This window comes from Achromobacter sp. 77 (genome assembly GCF_020541125.1).
Classification (GTDB): Bacteria; Pseudomonadota; Gammaproteobacteria; order Burkholderiales; family Burkholderiaceae_B; genus Achromobacter; species Achromobacter mucicolens.
The window spans coordinates 2,608,766-2,623,129 of the sequence record NZ_CP059848.1; the positions used below are offsets into that span (position 1 = coordinate 2,608,766).

General features: G+C 66.4%; 15 protein-coding genes. 8 read left to right on the forward strand and 7 right to left on the reverse strand.

The genetic code is table 11. The features are described 5' to 3' along the window. The first annotated feature begins 17 nt into the window (after positions 1-17). The 3 genes from H4P35_RS12085 to H4P35_RS12095 all read left to right on the forward strand — a co-directional run bounded on the left by H4P35_RS12085 (position 18) and on the right by H4P35_RS12095 (position 3,323). Positions 18-326, forward strand: a complete 309-nt coding sequence (locus H4P35_RS12085; protein ID WP_056317261.1) for a DUF2160 domain-containing protein — start codon at positions 18-20, stop codon at positions 324-326. 119 nt (positions 327-445) lie between these two features. Beyond that, positions 446-2,176 carry an ABC transporter substrate-binding protein gene (locus tag H4P35_RS12090; protein WP_063953969.1) on the forward strand — a complete coding sequence of 577 codons (1,731 nt, stop codon included), beginning with the start codon at positions 446-448 and terminating at the stop codon, positions 2,174-2,176. 175 nt (positions 2,177-2,351) lie between these two features. Continuing rightward, on the forward strand, positions 2,352-3,323 hold the full coding sequence (locus tag H4P35_RS12095) for an alpha/beta fold hydrolase (RefSeq protein WP_226849189.1): 972 nt from the start codon (positions 2,352-2,354) through the stop codon (positions 3,321-3,323). A 68-nt stretch (positions 3,324-3,391) separates the two neighbouring features. Here H4P35_RS12095 and H4P35_RS12100 read toward each other — a convergent pair whose 3' ends face one another. Both H4P35_RS12100 and H4P35_RS12105 read right to left on the reverse strand, forming a co-directional pair. Beyond that, positions 3,392-4,447, reverse strand: coding sequence for a sensor domain-containing diguanylate cyclase (locus tag H4P35_RS12100; protein WP_226849461.1), 1,056 nt, complete (start codon positions 4,445-4,447; stop codon positions 3,392-3,394). Positions 4,448-4,558: 111 nt separating this feature from the next. After that, positions 4,559-5,455 carry an NAD(P)/FAD-dependent oxidoreductase gene (locus tag H4P35_RS12105; RefSeq protein ID WP_226849191.1) on the reverse strand — a complete coding sequence of 299 codons (897 nt, stop codon included), beginning with the start codon at positions 5,453-5,455 and terminating at the stop codon, positions 4,559-4,561. Between the two features lie 248 nt (positions 5,456-5,703). On the opposite strand from H4P35_RS12105, the gene H4P35_RS12110 reads away from it, so the two are divergent. From H4P35_RS12110 to H4P35_RS12120, 3 genes are all read left to right on the forward strand, one after another. Then, on the forward strand, positions 5,704-6,525 hold the full coding sequence (locus H4P35_RS12110; RefSeq protein ID WP_062841487.1) for a glucose 1-dehydrogenase: 822 nt from the start codon (positions 5,704-5,706) through the stop codon (positions 6,523-6,525). Between the two features lie 8 nt (positions 6,526-6,533). Continuing rightward, positions 6,534-8,354, forward strand: coding sequence for a glycoside hydrolase family 15 protein (locus H4P35_RS12115; protein ID WP_175235271.1), 1,821 nt, complete (start codon positions 6,534-6,536; stop codon positions 8,352-8,354). A gap of 117 nt (positions 8,355-8,471) precedes the next feature. Next, complete coding sequence (locus tag H4P35_RS12120; RefSeq protein WP_226849193.1) at positions 8,472-9,599, forward strand: acyl-CoA dehydrogenase family protein; 1,128 nt, start codon at positions 8,472-8,474, stop codon at positions 9,597-9,599. A gap of 26 nt (positions 9,600-9,625) precedes the next feature. Here the strand turns inward: H4P35_RS12120 and H4P35_RS12125 are convergent, their stop codons facing one another. Next, on the reverse strand, positions 9,626-10,018 hold the full coding sequence (locus H4P35_RS12125; protein ID WP_226849195.1) for a DUF2784 domain-containing protein: 393 nt from the start codon (positions 10,016-10,018) through the stop codon (positions 9,626-9,628). Between the two features lie 161 nt (positions 10,019-10,179). Between H4P35_RS12125 and H4P35_RS12130 the strand changes: the two genes are divergently transcribed. Next, on the forward strand, positions 10,180-10,560 hold the full coding sequence (locus tag H4P35_RS12130; protein WP_152384322.1) for a nuclear transport factor 2 family protein: 381 nt from the start codon (positions 10,180-10,182) through the stop codon (positions 10,558-10,560). Between the two features lie 25 nt (positions 10,561-10,585). Here the strand turns inward: H4P35_RS12130 and H4P35_RS12135 are convergent, their stop codons facing one another. The 4 genes from H4P35_RS12135 to H4P35_RS12150 all read right to left on the reverse strand — a co-directional run bounded on the left by H4P35_RS12135 (position 10,586) and on the right by H4P35_RS12150 (position 12,823). Next, positions 10,586-11,161 (reverse strand): restriction endonuclease, encoded by a 576-nt coding sequence (locus tag H4P35_RS12135; RefSeq protein WP_226849196.1) that lies wholly within the window; start codon positions 11,159-11,161, stop codon positions 10,586-10,588. A gap of 33 nt (positions 11,162-11,194) precedes the next feature. Beyond that, positions 11,195-11,452 carry an RNA-binding S4 domain-containing protein gene (locus H4P35_RS12140; protein ID WP_226849197.1) on the reverse strand — a complete coding sequence of 86 codons (258 nt, stop codon included), beginning with the start codon at positions 11,450-11,452 and terminating at the stop codon, positions 11,195-11,197. Positions 11,453-11,476: 24 nt separating this feature from the next. Further along, positions 11,477-12,208: a DUF502 domain-containing protein gene (locus tag H4P35_RS12145; RefSeq protein ID WP_226849198.1), complete on the reverse strand. Its 732-nt coding sequence runs from the start codon at positions 12,206-12,208 to the stop codon at positions 11,477-11,479. A 147-nt stretch (positions 12,209-12,355) separates the two neighbouring features. Next, positions 12,356-12,823 (reverse strand): winged helix-turn-helix transcriptional regulator, encoded by a 468-nt coding sequence (locus H4P35_RS12150; RefSeq protein ID WP_056317296.1) that lies wholly within the window; start codon positions 12,821-12,823, stop codon positions 12,356-12,358. Positions 12,824-12,958: 135 nt separating this feature from the next. Here H4P35_RS12150 and H4P35_RS12155 point away from each other — a divergent pair, with 135 nt between their 5' ends. Further along, a complete protein-coding gene (locus tag H4P35_RS12155) occupies positions 12,959-14,260 on the forward strand; it encodes a D-amino acid dehydrogenase (protein WP_226849199.1) in 1,302 nt (433 codons plus the stop codon). Positions 14,261-14,364: the final 104 nt, after the last annotated feature.

The following is a 14,364-nucleotide window of genomic DNA, read 5'->3' on the forward strand; positions in this document are numbered from 1 at the left end:
AACAGGAGGGCGCAGCCATGTTCAGCTGGATGGTGTGGACCACCCCGGTCGCCGTGTTCTTCAGCTGCATCGTCCTGATGCTGGTCGGCATGACGATCTGGGAATTGAAGTCGCCCACGCAGGAGCGCAAGGGCTTTCTGCCCCTGCGCACCACGCGTGGCGACCGGCTGTTCATTGGCCTGATGGCCGCGGCGTGGCTGAATCTGGCGTTCCTGGGATTTGGCCAGAAAGCGGTCGAATGGTTTTCGCTGGATCAGCCGCCATCGGTGTGGATCAGCTTCGTGCTGTCCATGCTGCTGCTGGCCTTCATCATGAAAAAAGGGTGAGAGAAGGGCGCCAGACCCTTCGTTGGTTTCGGGCAGTCAGGTAAAGGACTATCGGCCAGCGTCTTCCCCGGCCAGCGGTCCGCAGCACGATAGGGGAAGACTTATCGAGGAGACAGGTCATGAAATTGCGCATGCACGCCATGGCGGCCGCTATCGCCCTGATCGGAACGTCAGGGGCTTGGGCCGGCGAGCCGGAGGCGAAGAAGTGGGTCGATTCGGAGTTTCAGCCGTCGTCGCTGTCCAAGGAACAGCAGATGGCCGAAATGAAATGGTTCATCGATGCCGCGGCCAAGCTCAAGGCCAAGGGCATCAATGAGGTCAGCGTGGTGTCCGAAACCATCACCACGCACGAGTACGAATCCAAGGTGCTGGCCAAGGCTTTTGCCGACATCACAGGCATCAAGGTCAACCACGACCTTATCCAGGAAGGCGACGTCGTCGAAAAGCTGCAGACGTCCATGCAGTCCGGCAAGTCCATCTACGACGGCTGGATCTCCGATTCCGACCTGATCGGCACGCACTACCGCTATGGCGCCATCCTGCCGCTGTCCGATTACATGGCCGGGGCGGGCAAGGAATGGACCAATCCCGGATTGGACCTGAAGGATTTCATCGGCACCAAGTTCACCACGGCGCCCGACGGCAAGCTGTACCAGTTGCCGGACCAGCAGTTCGCCAACGTGTACTGGTTCCGCGCCGACTGGTTCGCCCGCCCGGATCTGAAGGAAAAATTCAAGGCCAAGTACGGCTATGAGCTGGGCGTGCCCACCAACTGGTCCGCGTACGAAGACATCGCCACGTTCTTCTCCAACGACGTCAAGGAGATCGACGGCAAGCGCGTCTACGGCCACATGGACTACGGCAAGAAAGACCCGTCGCTGGGCTGGCGCTTCACCGATGCGTGGCTGTCCATGGCGGGCGCGGCCGACAAGGGGCTGCCCAACGGCATGCCGGTGGACGAGTGGGGCATCCGCGTCGCCGACGACAAATGCACGCCGGTCGGCGCGTCGGTCTCGCGCGGCGGGGCCACCAACAGCCCGGCCGCCGTATACGCACTGACCAAGTACATCGACTGGATGAAGAAGTTCGCGCCGCAGCAGGCCATGGGCATGACCTTCTCGGAGGCGGGGCCCGTGCCGGCGCAGGGCCAGATCGCGCAGCAGATCTTCTGGTACACCGCCTTTACCGCCGACATGACAAAGAAGGGCCTGCCGGTCGTGAACGACGACGGCACGCCGAAGTGGCGCATGGCCCCGTCGCCCTATGGTCCGTACTGGAAGGACGGCATGCAGAACGGCTACCAGGACGTGGGATCGTGGACGTTCTTCAAGTCCACCAACCCCGACAAGATGGCGGCCGCCTGGCTGTACGCGCAGTTCGTCACGTCCAAGTCGGTGTCGCTGAAAAAGTCGATCACGGGCCTGACCTTCATCCGCGACAGCGACATCAACAGCGAGTTCTTCACCAAGAACGCGGCCAACTACGGCGGCCTGATCGAGTTCTACCGCAGTCCGGCGCGCGTGGCCTGGACGCCGACCGGCACCAACGTTCCGGATTATCCGAAGCTGGCGCAGCTGTGGTGGAAGAACGTCGCCACCGCGGTCACGGGCGAAAAGACCCCGCAGGCGGCCATGGACAATCTGGCGAACGAAATGGATCAGGTGATGGCGCGGCTTGAACGGGCCGGGATGGCCCAATGCGCGCCCAAGCTCAATCCCAAGAGCGATCCCAGCAAGTGGCTGTCCGACCAGCACGCGCCGTGGAAGAAGCTGGCCAATGAAAAGCCCAAGGGCGAAACGATCCCGTACGACCAACTGCTGTCGGCGTGGAAGGCCGGCAAGGTGCGGTAAGCGCCTGACTTTCCGTCAACGCATTTGGCGTCGACGCATTTGCCGTCAACGCATGAACGCCACAGGCTGCCTGTGGCGTTCTTTTTTGCACGCCCAGGCCTCGCGCCGCCGGGGAATCGTGCATGTCACAATCTCGCCATCCGCGCGTCGCGCGTCTCTAAGAATTCTTTACTGCATGCCCGTTCCCAAGCTCGCCGTCTCCCTGGTTTCTGCTGCGCTGGCCCTGTCCGCCGGCATGGCGCACGCCGCCGGTTTTCAACGCCTGAACCTGCCCATGGACCAGAACGGTCCCGGCCTGCAAGGCGCGGTCTGGACGCCCTGCGCCGAACCGGCCGGCGAAATCAAGGTGGGCCGCATCACCATCCAGGGCGTGCAGGGCTGCAAGCTGCCCGAAGGCCGCTACCCGCTCATCGTCATGTCGCACGGCTCGGCGGGCTCGTATCTCAGCCACCATGACACCGCCGCCGCGCTGGCCGATGCGGGCTTCGTGGTGGCGGCGATCAATCACGTGGGCGACAACGCGCAGGACAAGTCGCGCCAGGGCTATCTGTCCATTTTTTCCACCCGGCCGCGCGAAGTGCGTCGTCTGATCGACTACATGACCGGCACGTGGCCCGACAAGGCAAGGCTGGATCCCAAAAAAATAGGCTTCTTTGGTTTTTCACGCGGCGGTTATACGGGCCTGGTCCTGGCGGGTGCGGCGCCGGACCTGGCGGCGGGGTTGGCAATCTGCGCGAGCCAGGCATCGTTGCCCATGTGCCGCGAGATCGCGGCGGGCCGGGTGCCGCAGCAACCGTATCCGCAGGACGCGCGCATCAAGGCGGCGGTCATTGCCGATCCGCTCAATGTCTTTCCGCAAGAGGCGCTCAAGCGCGTGTCGCTGCCGATCCAGCTTTGGGCTTCAGCGCAGGGCGGCGATGGCGTCAGCCCCGCCAGCGTGCAGGCGGTGCGCGAGGGCCTGGGCGCCGCGCCCGACTACCAGATGGCCGACGGCGCCGGACATTTCGCGTTTCTGGCGCCGTGCGGCGCCGAACAGGCCGAGGCATCTCCCGGCATCTGCCGCGATGAGGCAGGCTTTGACCGCACCGCATTCCATCAGGACCTGAACGCCCGCGTGGCGGCGTTCTTCAAGGCGCAACTGCAATAGGCGCGCGCCCGCGCGTCAACGCGGGTTTGCGCGCCGGCGCATCGAAGGCCGATGCGCCGCGCGGCCAATCAGTGAATGGTGCGCGCCGCGCGGCGCGCCTGCTTGATTTCATACATCCGCGCATCGGCCAGCCGGACGGCCGCTTCGGCGTCCAGTCCGGCCGGGTCCAGCGCCACCACCCCGGCGCTGGCGCCCTCATAGGCCACCGTGGTTTCGCCCAGCGGATAGCGACCCATCGTGGCGGCCAGGATGCGCTCTTCCATGGCGCGCGCCGCTTCTTCGGCTTCGGCCTGTTGCGCCACGCCGCCAGCATCCGGCCGCTTGCGAATGAGCGCGGGGCCGGGCCCGATCAGAACGAATTCGTCACCGCCCACGCGTCCCAGCATGTCCGATCCGCGCAGCGTCGCGGCCATGCGCCGCGAAACTTCCTGCAGAAAGGTGTCGCCCGCCTGGTGGCCGTACGTGTCGTTGATGCTTTTGAACCCGTCCAGGTCGATGACGCCGACCAGCACGCTGCCGTGTTCGCGCACGGCCCGCGCCAGCAGCCGGTCCAGCGCTTCGTAAAGCGCGCGCCGGTTGGGCAGGCCCGTCAGCGTGTCGGTCAGTGCATACGACATGAGCTGCACGTTGGCGGCATGCAGTTGCTCAACCAGCATTTCGCGCTCTATGAAACTGGCGATCACGCTGGAAAACAGTTTCAGCACCGCTTCGGCCTCGGGACTGATTTCGTGGCGGCGGGCGCTGGCGGCGCACAGCGTTCCGTACAAGGCGCCATCGTCGGCGCGCACCGGTGTGCTGACGTAGGTCTGTATGCCCAGTTGCCGGGCCGCGTCCGAGTCGGGCCAGCACTGCGCGACGTTGCTGGTGCTCATGCGGCCTTCGTCCAGCGCGCGCTTGCACAGCGTGTCGTCCCAGGGCACCGACAGGCCTTCCGGGATCTGCAGGTGTCCCACGTTGCGCGCGTAGCGTACGCGTTGCAGCTCGGCCTTCAGGTCGACCGAGGTAAGGTATGTCGATTCAAGCCCGGTTACGGCGCCCAGCATGTCCAGCAGCGGGCGGGTCAACTGCTCGACCGACTTGGCGGCGGGCAGGGTAGTGGAAAGTTCGGCGAGGATGGGATCCAGCACGGCTGCTCCTGGATGCATGGTCGGATGAACATGCGGCCCGTGCTCCAGGCGGAGAGCGGGCCGGCAATCCCGCCATTATGCACGGGCCAGGGCCCCGTCTGCATGACGTCATGGCATGACCAGCGAGCGGTGCGCGCACACGCCCGCCATGACGCCCGAGGCGCTGGCCAGCGTGGCGTTGGACATCGGCGTCGACGCGTCGCCCGCGGCGAACACGCCGGGCACGGTGGTCTGCTTCATGTCGTCCACGCGAATGACGGGTCCCAACGGCCCCTCGTCGAATTCGCAGCCCAGCTGTCCGGCCAGCGGGCTGGCCATGTGCACGCGGCTGGCGACAAACAGCGCGCGTAGCGGCAGCTCGCGGCCGTCGGCCAGCACCACGCCGGTCAGGGCTGGCGCGTCGCCCAGCAGCGCCACGACGGGCGTGCGTTCCACGTGGACGCCGCGCGCGCCAAGATGGCGGGCATCCTCGGGCGACGGTTCGAACTGGCCCTGCGTGAAGTAGGTGGTCGGCCCCCAATCGGGCAGCAGCATCGCCTGGTGGACCGACATCGGATGCGCGGCCAGCACGCCCAGCGGTTCGCCCGCCACCTCGAAGCCGTGGCAATACGGGCAGTGCAGCACGGTCTGGCCCCAGCGCGCCTGCAATCCGGGCAGTGGCGGCAGTTCGTCGCGCATGCCGGTCGCCAGGATCAGGCGCGCGCCGCGCACCTGCTCGCCGCCCGCCATGACGACGGCAAAGCCGCCGTCCTGCGCCAGCGCCTGGATCGCCTCGCCGTCCAGGAACGACACGGTCGGATAGCGCGCAAGCTGCGCGCGGGCGTTGGCCACGATCTCGTGCGGCGGCACGCCGTCTTGGCCCAGAAAGCCGTGCGCATGCGCGGCGTAGCGGTTGCGGGGCCGGGCGGCATCGACAAGCAGCACCTGCCGGCGGGCTCGCGCCAATTGCATGGCGGCGGACAGGCCGGCAAAGCTGCCGCCGATGATGATGACGTCGTAGTGCATGAAAGATCCTCCGGAACGGGCTGAACTCAGGGGGCTGAAAATTGAGATTTCGATACTTTGAAAGTTGCATGATAGAAGTCGGCGGCTTATTACGCAACTTATGGTGTTGCATTAGGGCGTTGCCTTGAGGAATGCCGCTTGCTGTCCGTCGCCCGGAAACGGCCGGGTTGCGCCGGCCCCTTGCGCGGGACTACCCTGGATTCCTCTACACCGGCGGCCGGCCCATGCCGACCGCCAAGGAGACTGGCATGCAGCACACGACTGACCTGAACGGCCGCGTGGCCGTGGTGACGGGCGCGTCGTCCGGTATTGGACGCGCCGTGGCAATCGGCCTCGCGCAAGCGGGTGCGCGGGTGGTGGTGAACCACCGGGCTGGCGGCGATTCGCAGGCCCGCGGCGCGGCGGTGGTGGAATCGATTCAGCGCAGCGGCGGCACGGCGGTGGCGGCGGCCGCGGACATCAGCCGCGAAGCCGACGTCGACCATCTGTTCGAGCAGGCAATGCAGCATTTCGGCCGGGTGGACATCCTGGTCAACAACGCGGGCGTTGAGCACCCGTCTCCCATCGCCGACATGACGCTCGCGGACTGGCAGCGGGTGATCGACGTCAATCTGACCGGGCACTTCCTCTGCGCCCGCGCGGCGGCCCGGGCTTTCAAGTCGCAGCCCCCGGATCCTGCCCGCCAGAAGCTGTCCGTGGGCAATATCCTGTTCATCAGTTCGGTCCACGAAGTGATCCCGTGGGCGTTTCAGGTGAACTACGCGGCCTCCAAGGGCGGCATTTCGCTGCTGATGAAATCGCTGGCCCAGGAACTGGCGCCGGACCGGATCCGGGTCAACTCCATTGCGCCCGGCGCCATTCGCACCGCGATCAACCAGCCGGCGTGGGACACGCCGCAGGCGCTGGCCAAGCTGCTGGAACTCATCCCTTATGGCCGGATCGGCGAGCCCGAGGACATTGCGCAGGCCGCCGTCTGGCTGGCGGGCGATGCGTCGGATTACGTCACCGGCACCACGCTCTTCGTGGATGGCGGCATGACGCTGTATCCCGAATTCCGCGGCGCGGGTTGAGGACCGGCATGTCCAAACCGCTCGAGGATTACGGCCTGATCGGCAACATGCTGTCCGCGGCGCTGGTCGCGCGGGACGGTTCGATCGACTGGTTGTGCCTGCCGCACTTCGATTCGCCCGCGTGCTTTGCCGCGTTGCTGGGCGACCAGAGCCATGGACGCTGGCTCATTGCGCCGCACGGCAAGGTCCGCGCCACGTCGCGCCGCTACGTGCCCGACACCGCAGTGCTGGAAACCCGTTTCGAAACCCGCACGGGATCGGTGCTGGTGCAAGACTTCATGCCGCTCAGCGACGACGACGAGCGGGTGGATGTCGTGCGCATCGTGCGCGGCGAGTCCGGCCATGTGCAGATGGACATGGAGCTGATCCTGCGCTTTAACTACGGCCAGAGCGTGCCGTGGGTGCGGCGGCGCGACTACGGACTCAACGCCATCGCCGGGCCGGACGCCGTCGAGCTGCACACGCCCATCGAGCTGGAAGGCCATGACATGAAGACGACGGCGCGCTTTGCGGTGCATCCCGGGCGCGTCGTGCCGTTCACCCTGTCGTATCACCGCTCGCACCGCACGCCCCGGTTCGTGCCCGACCGGGTCGAAAGCATGGACCGCACCGTCTCTTGGTGGCAGGAGTGGTCCAAGCGCTGCCATTGGGACGGACCGGGCGACGGCACCCGTGACGCGGTGGTGCGCTCGCTGATCACGCTGAAGCTGCTGACATTCCAGCCCACCGGCGGGATCATCGCCGCGCCGACGACCTCGCTGCCCGAACAGCTGGGCGGCGGCCGCAATTGGGATTACCGGCATTGCTGGCTGCGCGACTCGGCGCTGACGCTGTACGCCTTGCTCAACGCCGGGTATCGCGAGGAAGCCGAGGCATGGCGGCAATGGCTGCTGCGCGCAGTGGCCGGGCACCCCGACCAGTTGCAGATCATGTACGGCATCGCCGGCGATCGCTGGCTGCCGGAGCTGGAAATCCCCTGGCTGCCCGGCTACGAGGGCAGCCGGCCCGTGCGCCGGGGCAACGGTGCGGCCGGGCAGAGCCAACTCGACATCTACGGCGAGCTCATCGACACCTTGTATGCGGCCCGCGTCGCCGACCTGGCGCCGCTGGCCGAGGCCTGGCGCCTGCAGAACGTGTTGCTCAAGCCGCTGGAGCAGCGCTGGCGCGAACTGGACCACGGCATCTGGGAGGTGCGGGGCGAACGCCGCGCCTTCACGCATTCGCGGGTGATGTGCTGGGTGGCGTTCGACCGGGCGGTCAAGGCCTGCGAGCGCTGGGGATTGAAGGGGCCGGTGGAAGTCTGGCGCCGGATTCGCGAACGCATCCACAAGGACATCTGCGAAAACGGTTTTGACCGCACGCGCGGCTGCTTCGTGCAGAGCTACGGCTCGCGAGCGCTGGACGCCAGCCTGCTGCTGATCCCGCAGGTGGGCTTTCTGCCGCCCAACGACCCGCGCGTGACCGGCACCGTGCACGCGATCGAGCGCGAGCTCATGCACGGCGGGCTGGTGCGCCGATACGCCGTCCAGGATACCGACGATGGCCTGGAAGGCGAGGAGGGCGTGTTCCTGGCCTGCAGCTTCTGGCTGGCGGATGCTTACGTGATGCAAGGGCGGCTGGGCGATGCGCAGCGGCTGTTCGACCGCCTGCTGTCGCTGCGCAACGACTTGGGGCTGCTGTCCGAGGAATACGACGTGGTGCGGCGCCGGCTGGTGGGCAATTTTCCGCAGGGCTTCTCGCACATCGGACTGGTGAACACGGCTTACAACCTGAGCCGCGCGATGGGACCGGCGCAGCAGCGCGCGGAACAGGATGCGCCCCGGGCCTAGCCTGCGCCGGTGTATTCTCGCCATCACGCGGCGCGTTCCGTCATGCGCCGCGCGTGCACCCCACAAGAATCGCGCGCCGCGGCTTGCCTGCCGGTTGGCGCAGCAGGAGAGACAAGCATGCTTTTGACCGACGAACAGCAAAGCGTCCAGGAGATGGCGCGCCGGTTTGCCCAGGAGCGCCTGGCGCCCAACGCCGAGCGGTGGGACCGCGAGCATCACTATCCCGCCGATGCCATCGCCGAGATGGCGCAACTGGGCTTTTTCGGCATGCTGGTGCCGGAAGCGTGGGATGGCAACGACAGCGGCTACCTCGCGTACGCGGTGGCGCTGGAGGAAATCGCCGCGGGCAGCGGTGCCTGCTCCACCATCATGAGCGTGCACAACTCGGTCGGCTGCATGCCCATTCTGAAGTTCGGCAATGACGAACAGAAGGCGCAGTTCCTGCGTCCGCTGGCGCGCGGCGAACACATCGGCGCGTTCGCGCTGACCGAGCCGCAGGCCGGGTCCGACGCCAGCAGCCTGCATACCCGCGCGCGGCGCGACGGCGGCGACTACATCCTGAATGGCGCCAAGCAGTTCATCACGTCGGGCCGCAACGGGCAGACCGTCATCGTGTTCGCGGTCACCGACCCGGACGCGGGCAAGCGCGGCATCTCCGCGTTCATCGTGCCCACCAGCACGCCCGGCTACAAAGTGCTGCGGGTGGAAGACAAGCTCGGGCAGCACGCCTCCGACACCTGCCAGATTGCCTTTGAGGACATGCGCATTCCGGCCGCCTGGCGGCTGGGCGAGGAAGGCGAGGGCTACAAGATCGCCCTGTCCAACCTGGAGGGCGGCCGCATCGGCATCGCGGCGCAATCGGTCGGCATGGCGCGCGCCGCCTTCGAATGCGCGCGCGACTACGCCCGCGACCGCCAGGCCTTCGGCAAACCGATCATCGAACACCAGGCCGTGTCGTTCCGGCTGGCGGACATGGCGACCCAGATACACGCCGCGCGCCAGATGGTGCTGCACGCCGCGGCCTTGCGCGAAGCGGGCCGGCCGGCGCTGACCGAGGCCTCCATGGCCAAGCTGTTTGCGTCCGAGATGGCCGAGAAGGTCTGCTCGGCGGCGATCCAGACGCTGGGCGGCTATGGCTACCTGAAGGATTTTCCCGTCGAGCGCATCTATCGCGACGTGCGCGTCTGCCAGATCTACGAAGGCACCAGCGACATCCAGCGCCTGGTGATCGCGCGTAGTCTGTAGCCCAACGGGAAGCGCGGCGGCGTGCGCTACTTGTGGGCCGCCGCGGCCCCGTGGCGCGCGCCGGCCCGGCGCCGCGCCCACACGGTGTAGATGACAAGGTTGCCCACGATGAGCAGCGCCGCCAGCAGCATCTGCGTGGGGCGGGTGATGCCTTCGGGGTAGATGATGCCCAGGATGTAGTGTTCGATGAAGCCGCCCGCGTAGCCTTCCTGGCCGGCCCGCTCGCGCAGCGACACCTCCAGCGGCGTCAGCGGGCAGATCCAGCCCATGCCGATCACCAGCGCGCCCCAGGCCAGCGCCGGCAGATGCCAGAACGCCATGCGCGGTCTCCACAACGCCAAGAGGCCGCCAAAGACCACGAACGCGACGAACAGTCCATGGATGACCAGCACAAGGTCGGCAAGGAGGCGATAAGTCATCTCGGAAATCACAGACGGGGTTGCGCCGCAAACAGGCGGCAGGTGAATTAAAGCGCATGCGCGCGGGGCGCGCGTACGGCAATGGCAACAAGGCAAGACGCCTGATGACCGAATAGAATGCGGGCGTGTTGTCATCCCAAGATCAGCCCGGAACCCACGCCATGCACGCTTCGATCACCGCCGCAATTCAGGCCGCCGAGGAACGGCTGCGCCAAGCCATGCTGTCCTCGGACATCGCCGCGCTCGAGGCGCTGCTGGACCCGGATCTGCTGTTCGTCAATCACATGGGCTGGACGGTCACGCGCGAAGACGACCTGGACGCCCACCGCGGCGGACTGCTCAAGATTCATGCGTTGGATCTGTCCGAGCAGTGCATCCTGCCGCGGACCGATTGCGCGGTGGTGTCGGTGCTGGCCCGCATCTCGGGCAGCTACAACGGCGTGCCGGCCAACGGCACGTTCCGTTTCATGCGGACCTGGACGCCCGATTCTGCGTCGGGCGCGTGGCGCGTCGTGGCGGCCACGTCGGTCATGGTGGTGTAGGCCGCGCCCGGCGGCTTTCAGACTTTCAGACTTTCAGGTCGCGCAGCAGCTTGGACAGTTCCGGCGCCGTCATCAGGGAGACGCCCTGCGCCTTCGCGTATTGCAGCGCGTTGTCGGATACGTCGCCCAGCGCGATGTAGATGGCTTCGCGGGCGCCGCGCTTTTCGCGCACGGCCTGCAGTTCGCGCAGCGGCTCCACGCCGTTCCGGGCGGCCTTCCAGCGTTTGGCGCTGACGATCGCCACGTGGCCGTCCTTGCCCAGCGCGAAATCGGCGCCGGGCGTCTGCAGGCGCTCGACCTCGCAGCCGTCGCGCCGGAACCCGGCTTCAACGGTCCGTGAAAAGTCGGCCCACGACATCGCGGCCACCGCTTCGGTGACCGCCTGCACGCGCGCGCCGGACGGGGCGCGCAGTTGCTTGTAGGCCGCCATCAGGGAAATCACGGCGAACGGCACCGCGGCAAAGACGCCCATCGCGGCATACTCCAGCGGCAGCGCGGCAAAGCCGCCGGCGATGAGCAGCACGGCCACGCCGGCGCTCATCCACCACGGCGAGCGCAGCAGCACGGCAAAAATGGAGTTCTGGGACATCTTGAGTTTCATGAGGGCTCGCGGCGAATGGGGATCAACAGGAAATCAGGCGCTTTCGCCCGCGTCGTCATGCTGGCCGGCAAAGGCACGGACCACGATGCGCACACCGCCGCAGGTCACGATCTGGCCATCGCGGATCTTGGCCGTCTTGCGTGTTTCGACCACGCCGCCGACGCTGACCTGGCCGTCCGCCACCAGCATCTTGCCGGCGCCGCCGCTGTCGCACAGGCCGGTCGCCTTCAGCAGCTGGTTGATCTCGATATAGGGGCTGCCTTCGGCGAGCGTGAATTCGATGATGGACATGGTGGGGCTTTCGAAACGGCGGGGTCAGGCCGGGCCGTTGCCGGGGGTGCCGGGATTGGCCGGGGCGGCGGGGTTGGCTGGCGAAGCGGCAGCCGGGGCAGCGGCGGGGGCTTCCGCGGGCGCTTCAACGGGCGCCTGCGGGCCGGCGGGAGGCACGGGGCGGTTGTTGCCGGTTTCGGCGCGCGCCATCCAGGCGATCAGCGACGAGCGCATGGCTTCCTCGACCGACATCTGGATGGGCTGCACCCATTCCTGCGGCACGAAGACGGTGTAGCCGCCGATCATGTAGCCCATCGGCAGGTAGACCGCGACGCGGTCGCCCTGGGTGAACCCTTCGGGCAGGCCGTCCGTGCCGCGGCGGGTTACCAGGCCCACCAATTCCAGTTGCTGGCCCGGGATGCGCAGGACAACGACCTGCTGGGCGGTGTTCTTGGAACTGGGCGAAAAGTAGTCGGCAAAGCTCTTGAGCGACGAATAGATGCTCTTGACCACCGGCAGGTTGGTAAACGGCATCTCGACCAGCGTCAAAACGCGCTGCACGCGCTGCTTGGACACGAGATAGCCGATGGCCAGGATGCCCAGGATCCCCAGCGCCAGACCCATGCCCGGCACGTAGAAGCCGCCGATGAAGGGACGCAGGAAGGTCAGCGCCACGCCTTCCGTCCAGGCCAGAAAGAGATACAGCAGGTAGATCGTCAGCGCCAGCGGCAGGACGGTGATCAGGCCGCGAAAGAAGTATTTATAAAGACGGGTCATAGGCAAGAGCAAAAATAGGGTCGGACGAACGCATTGGTTCGCCGGGAGGGCCGCAGCATAGCAGCCGCCAACGGTTTTTTCGGTAACAACCCGCCGGCCGCAGGTGGCCGGGGCAGGGCGCATCCCATCTTTTAGTGTGAACAGGCCCTAACGGTCCACCGGCAGAAAGAGCGTCTCCTTGATTTCCTCCATCACGATGTAGCTGTGCGATTCGGCGGAGGCGGGCAGGCGCTTGAGGATTTCGCCCAAAAGACGGCGGTACTCGTTCATTTCGGTCAGGCGGGCCTTGACCAGATAGTCGAAGTCGCCCGACACCAGGTGGCACTCCATGACTTCCGGGACGTACAGCAACTCTTTCTTGACCTTGTCGAAGACGTCGCCCGATTTGGCCGACAGCTTGATTTCCAGGAAGACGAGCAGGTTCTTGCCCAGCGCCGCCGGATTGACGCGCGCATGGTAACCCGTGATGACACCCTCGCGCTCCATGCGCTTGACGCGGTCGGAGCAGGGAGTGGCCGACAGGCTGACGCGCTCTGCCAATTCGGTGACCGAAATGCGGCCTTCGCGCTGCAGGATATCGAGGATTTTGAGGTCGATTCGGTCGAGGTCGCGCATTTCACTTTTGCGGATCAAAAAAACGGGGTGGCCCGAGAAAAAGCACTGGTAAAGCAAAATCTTCAGTGTTTTTCACTGCCGGAGGGGTCATAGACTACCGAAATTCCCAGACAAAACCAACTATCGGAAAGAATCATGCATGTGATCGTCCTTGGCAGCGGCGTCATCGGCACCACCACTGCCTATTACCTGGCCCGGCAGGGCGCCAAAGTGACCGTGCTGGACCGCCAGCCCGCGGCTGCGCAGGAAACCAGCTACGCCAATGCCGGGCAGGTCTCGCCCGGCTATTCCACCCCGTGGGCGGCACCCGGCATTCCGCTCAAGGCGATCAAATGGCTGTTTCAAAAGCACGCGCCCTTGGCGATCCGCCTGGACGGCAGCCTGTACCAGCTGAAATGGATGGCCGCCATGCTGGCCAACTGCTCGGCCGACCGCTATGCCGTCAACAAGGAACGCATGCTGCGCCTGTCCGAGTACAGCCGCGACTGCCTGCGCGAACTGCGCGCTTCCACCGGCATCCACTATGAAGAACGCGCCCGGGGCACGCTGCAGCTGTTTCGCACCGATGCCCAGATGGAGGCCGCGCGCCGCGACATCGCCGTGCTCGAAGAGGTGGGTGTCCCCTACGAACTCCTGGACCGTCACCGCCTCGTGACCGCCGAACCCGCGCTGGCCAATTCCGCCCACAAGCTTTCCGGCGGTCTGCGCCTGCCCAACGACGAAACCGGCGACTGTCAGCTCTTCACCCGCCGGCTGGCCGACCTGGCGGCCGAACTGGGCGTGGATTTCCGCTTTGGCCAAAGCGTCACGGGGTTGAACACGGCCGGCGGCCAGATCACCGGCGTGCGCGTGGGCAACGAGGTCCTGACGGCCGACCGCTACGTGGCGGCCTTCGGCAGCTACACCCGCGGTTTCCTGGAACCCCTGGGACTGGACCTGCCGGTGTATCCGGTCAAGGGCTATTCGCTGACCATCCCCATGAAGGACGAGGCCGCCGCGCCGGTGTCCACCGTTCTGGACGAAACCTACAAGGTCGCCGTCACGCGCTTTGACCAGCGGATCCGCGTGGGCGGCATGGCGGAACTGTCGGGCTTCGACCTGCGCCTGAAGGACGCCCGCCGCAAGACGCTGGAACTGGTCGTCAACGACCTGTTCCCGGGTAGCGGTCACGTCGCCCAGGCCGAATTCTGGACGGGCCTGCGTCCCATGACGCCGGACAGCACGCCGGTTGTCGGCGCCACGCGCTACGGCAACCTCTATCTGAACACGGGCCACGGCACCCTGGGTTGGACCATGGCTTGCGGTTCCGGCAAGCTGGTCGCCGACCTCGTCATGGGCCAGCGTCCCGCGATCAGCACCGACGGGCTTGGCCTGTCGCGCTATGACCGGCGCGCCGCTTCCCGTCAGGAACTGGTGCTGAACGGCAAGGGCGCCTGATCCGCCCACCGCGCCGTTGCCGGCGCACCCCCCGACGGGCCGCTTCGATGCGGCCCGCGTCTTTTTGTGTGTGCTGAATTGAGCACGGCGAGGGCCCGGAAGGC

What these genes read in the sequence shown, in the direction of transcription:
- H4P35_RS12135 (WP_226849196.1), bottom strand. Translation starts at nt 11,161, where the DNA reads ATGAAACTCAAGATGTCCCAGAACTCCATTTTTGCCGTGCTGCTGCGC.
- H4P35_RS12150 (WP_056317296.1), bottom strand. Translation starts at nt 12,823, where the DNA reads ATGCGCGACCTCGACCGAATCGACCTCAAAATCCTCGATATCCTGCAG.
- H4P35_RS12090 (WP_063953969.1), top strand. Translation starts at nt 446, where the DNA reads ATGAAATTGCGCATGCACGCCATGGCGGCCGCTATCGCCCTGATCGGA.
- H4P35_RS12155 (WP_226849199.1), top strand. Translation starts at nt 12,959, where the DNA reads ATGCATGTGATCGTCCTTGGCAGCGGCGTCATCGGCACCACCACTGCC.
- H4P35_RS12095 (WP_226849189.1), top strand. Translation starts at nt 2,352, where the DNA reads ATGCCCGTTCCCAAGCTCGCCGTCTCCCTGGTTTCTGCTGCGCTGGCC.
- H4P35_RS12130 (WP_152384322.1), top strand. Translation starts at nt 10,180, where the DNA reads ATGCACGCTTCGATCACCGCCGCAATTCAGGCCGCCGAGGAACGGCTG.
- H4P35_RS12115 (WP_175235271.1), top strand. Translation starts at nt 6,534, where the DNA reads ATGTCCAAACCGCTCGAGGATTACGGCCTGATCGGCAACATGCTGTCC.
- H4P35_RS12085 (WP_056317261.1), top strand. Translation starts at nt 18, where the DNA reads ATGTTCAGCTGGATGGTGTGGACCACCCCGGTCGCCGTGTTCTTCAGC.
- H4P35_RS12110 (WP_062841487.1), top strand. Translation starts at nt 5,704, where the DNA reads ATGCAGCACACGACTGACCTGAACGGCCGCGTGGCCGTGGTGACGGGC.
- H4P35_RS12105 (WP_226849191.1), bottom strand. Translation starts at nt 5,455, where the DNA reads ATGCACTACGACGTCATCATCATCGGCGGCAGCTTTGCCGGCCTGTCC.
- H4P35_RS12145 (WP_226849198.1), bottom strand. Translation starts at nt 12,208, where the DNA reads ATGACCCGTCTTTATAAATACTTCTTTCGCGGCCTGATCACCGTCCTG.
- H4P35_RS12120 (WP_226849193.1), top strand. Translation starts at nt 8,472, where the DNA reads ATGCTTTTGACCGACGAACAGCAAAGCGTCCAGGAGATGGCGCGCCGG.
- H4P35_RS12140 (WP_226849197.1), bottom strand. Translation starts at nt 11,452, where the DNA reads ATGTCCATCATCGAATTCACGCTCGCCGAAGGCAGCCCCTATATCGAG.
- H4P35_RS12125 (WP_226849195.1), bottom strand. Translation starts at nt 10,018, where the DNA reads ATGACTTATCGCCTCCTTGCCGACCTTGTGCTGGTCATCCATGGACTG.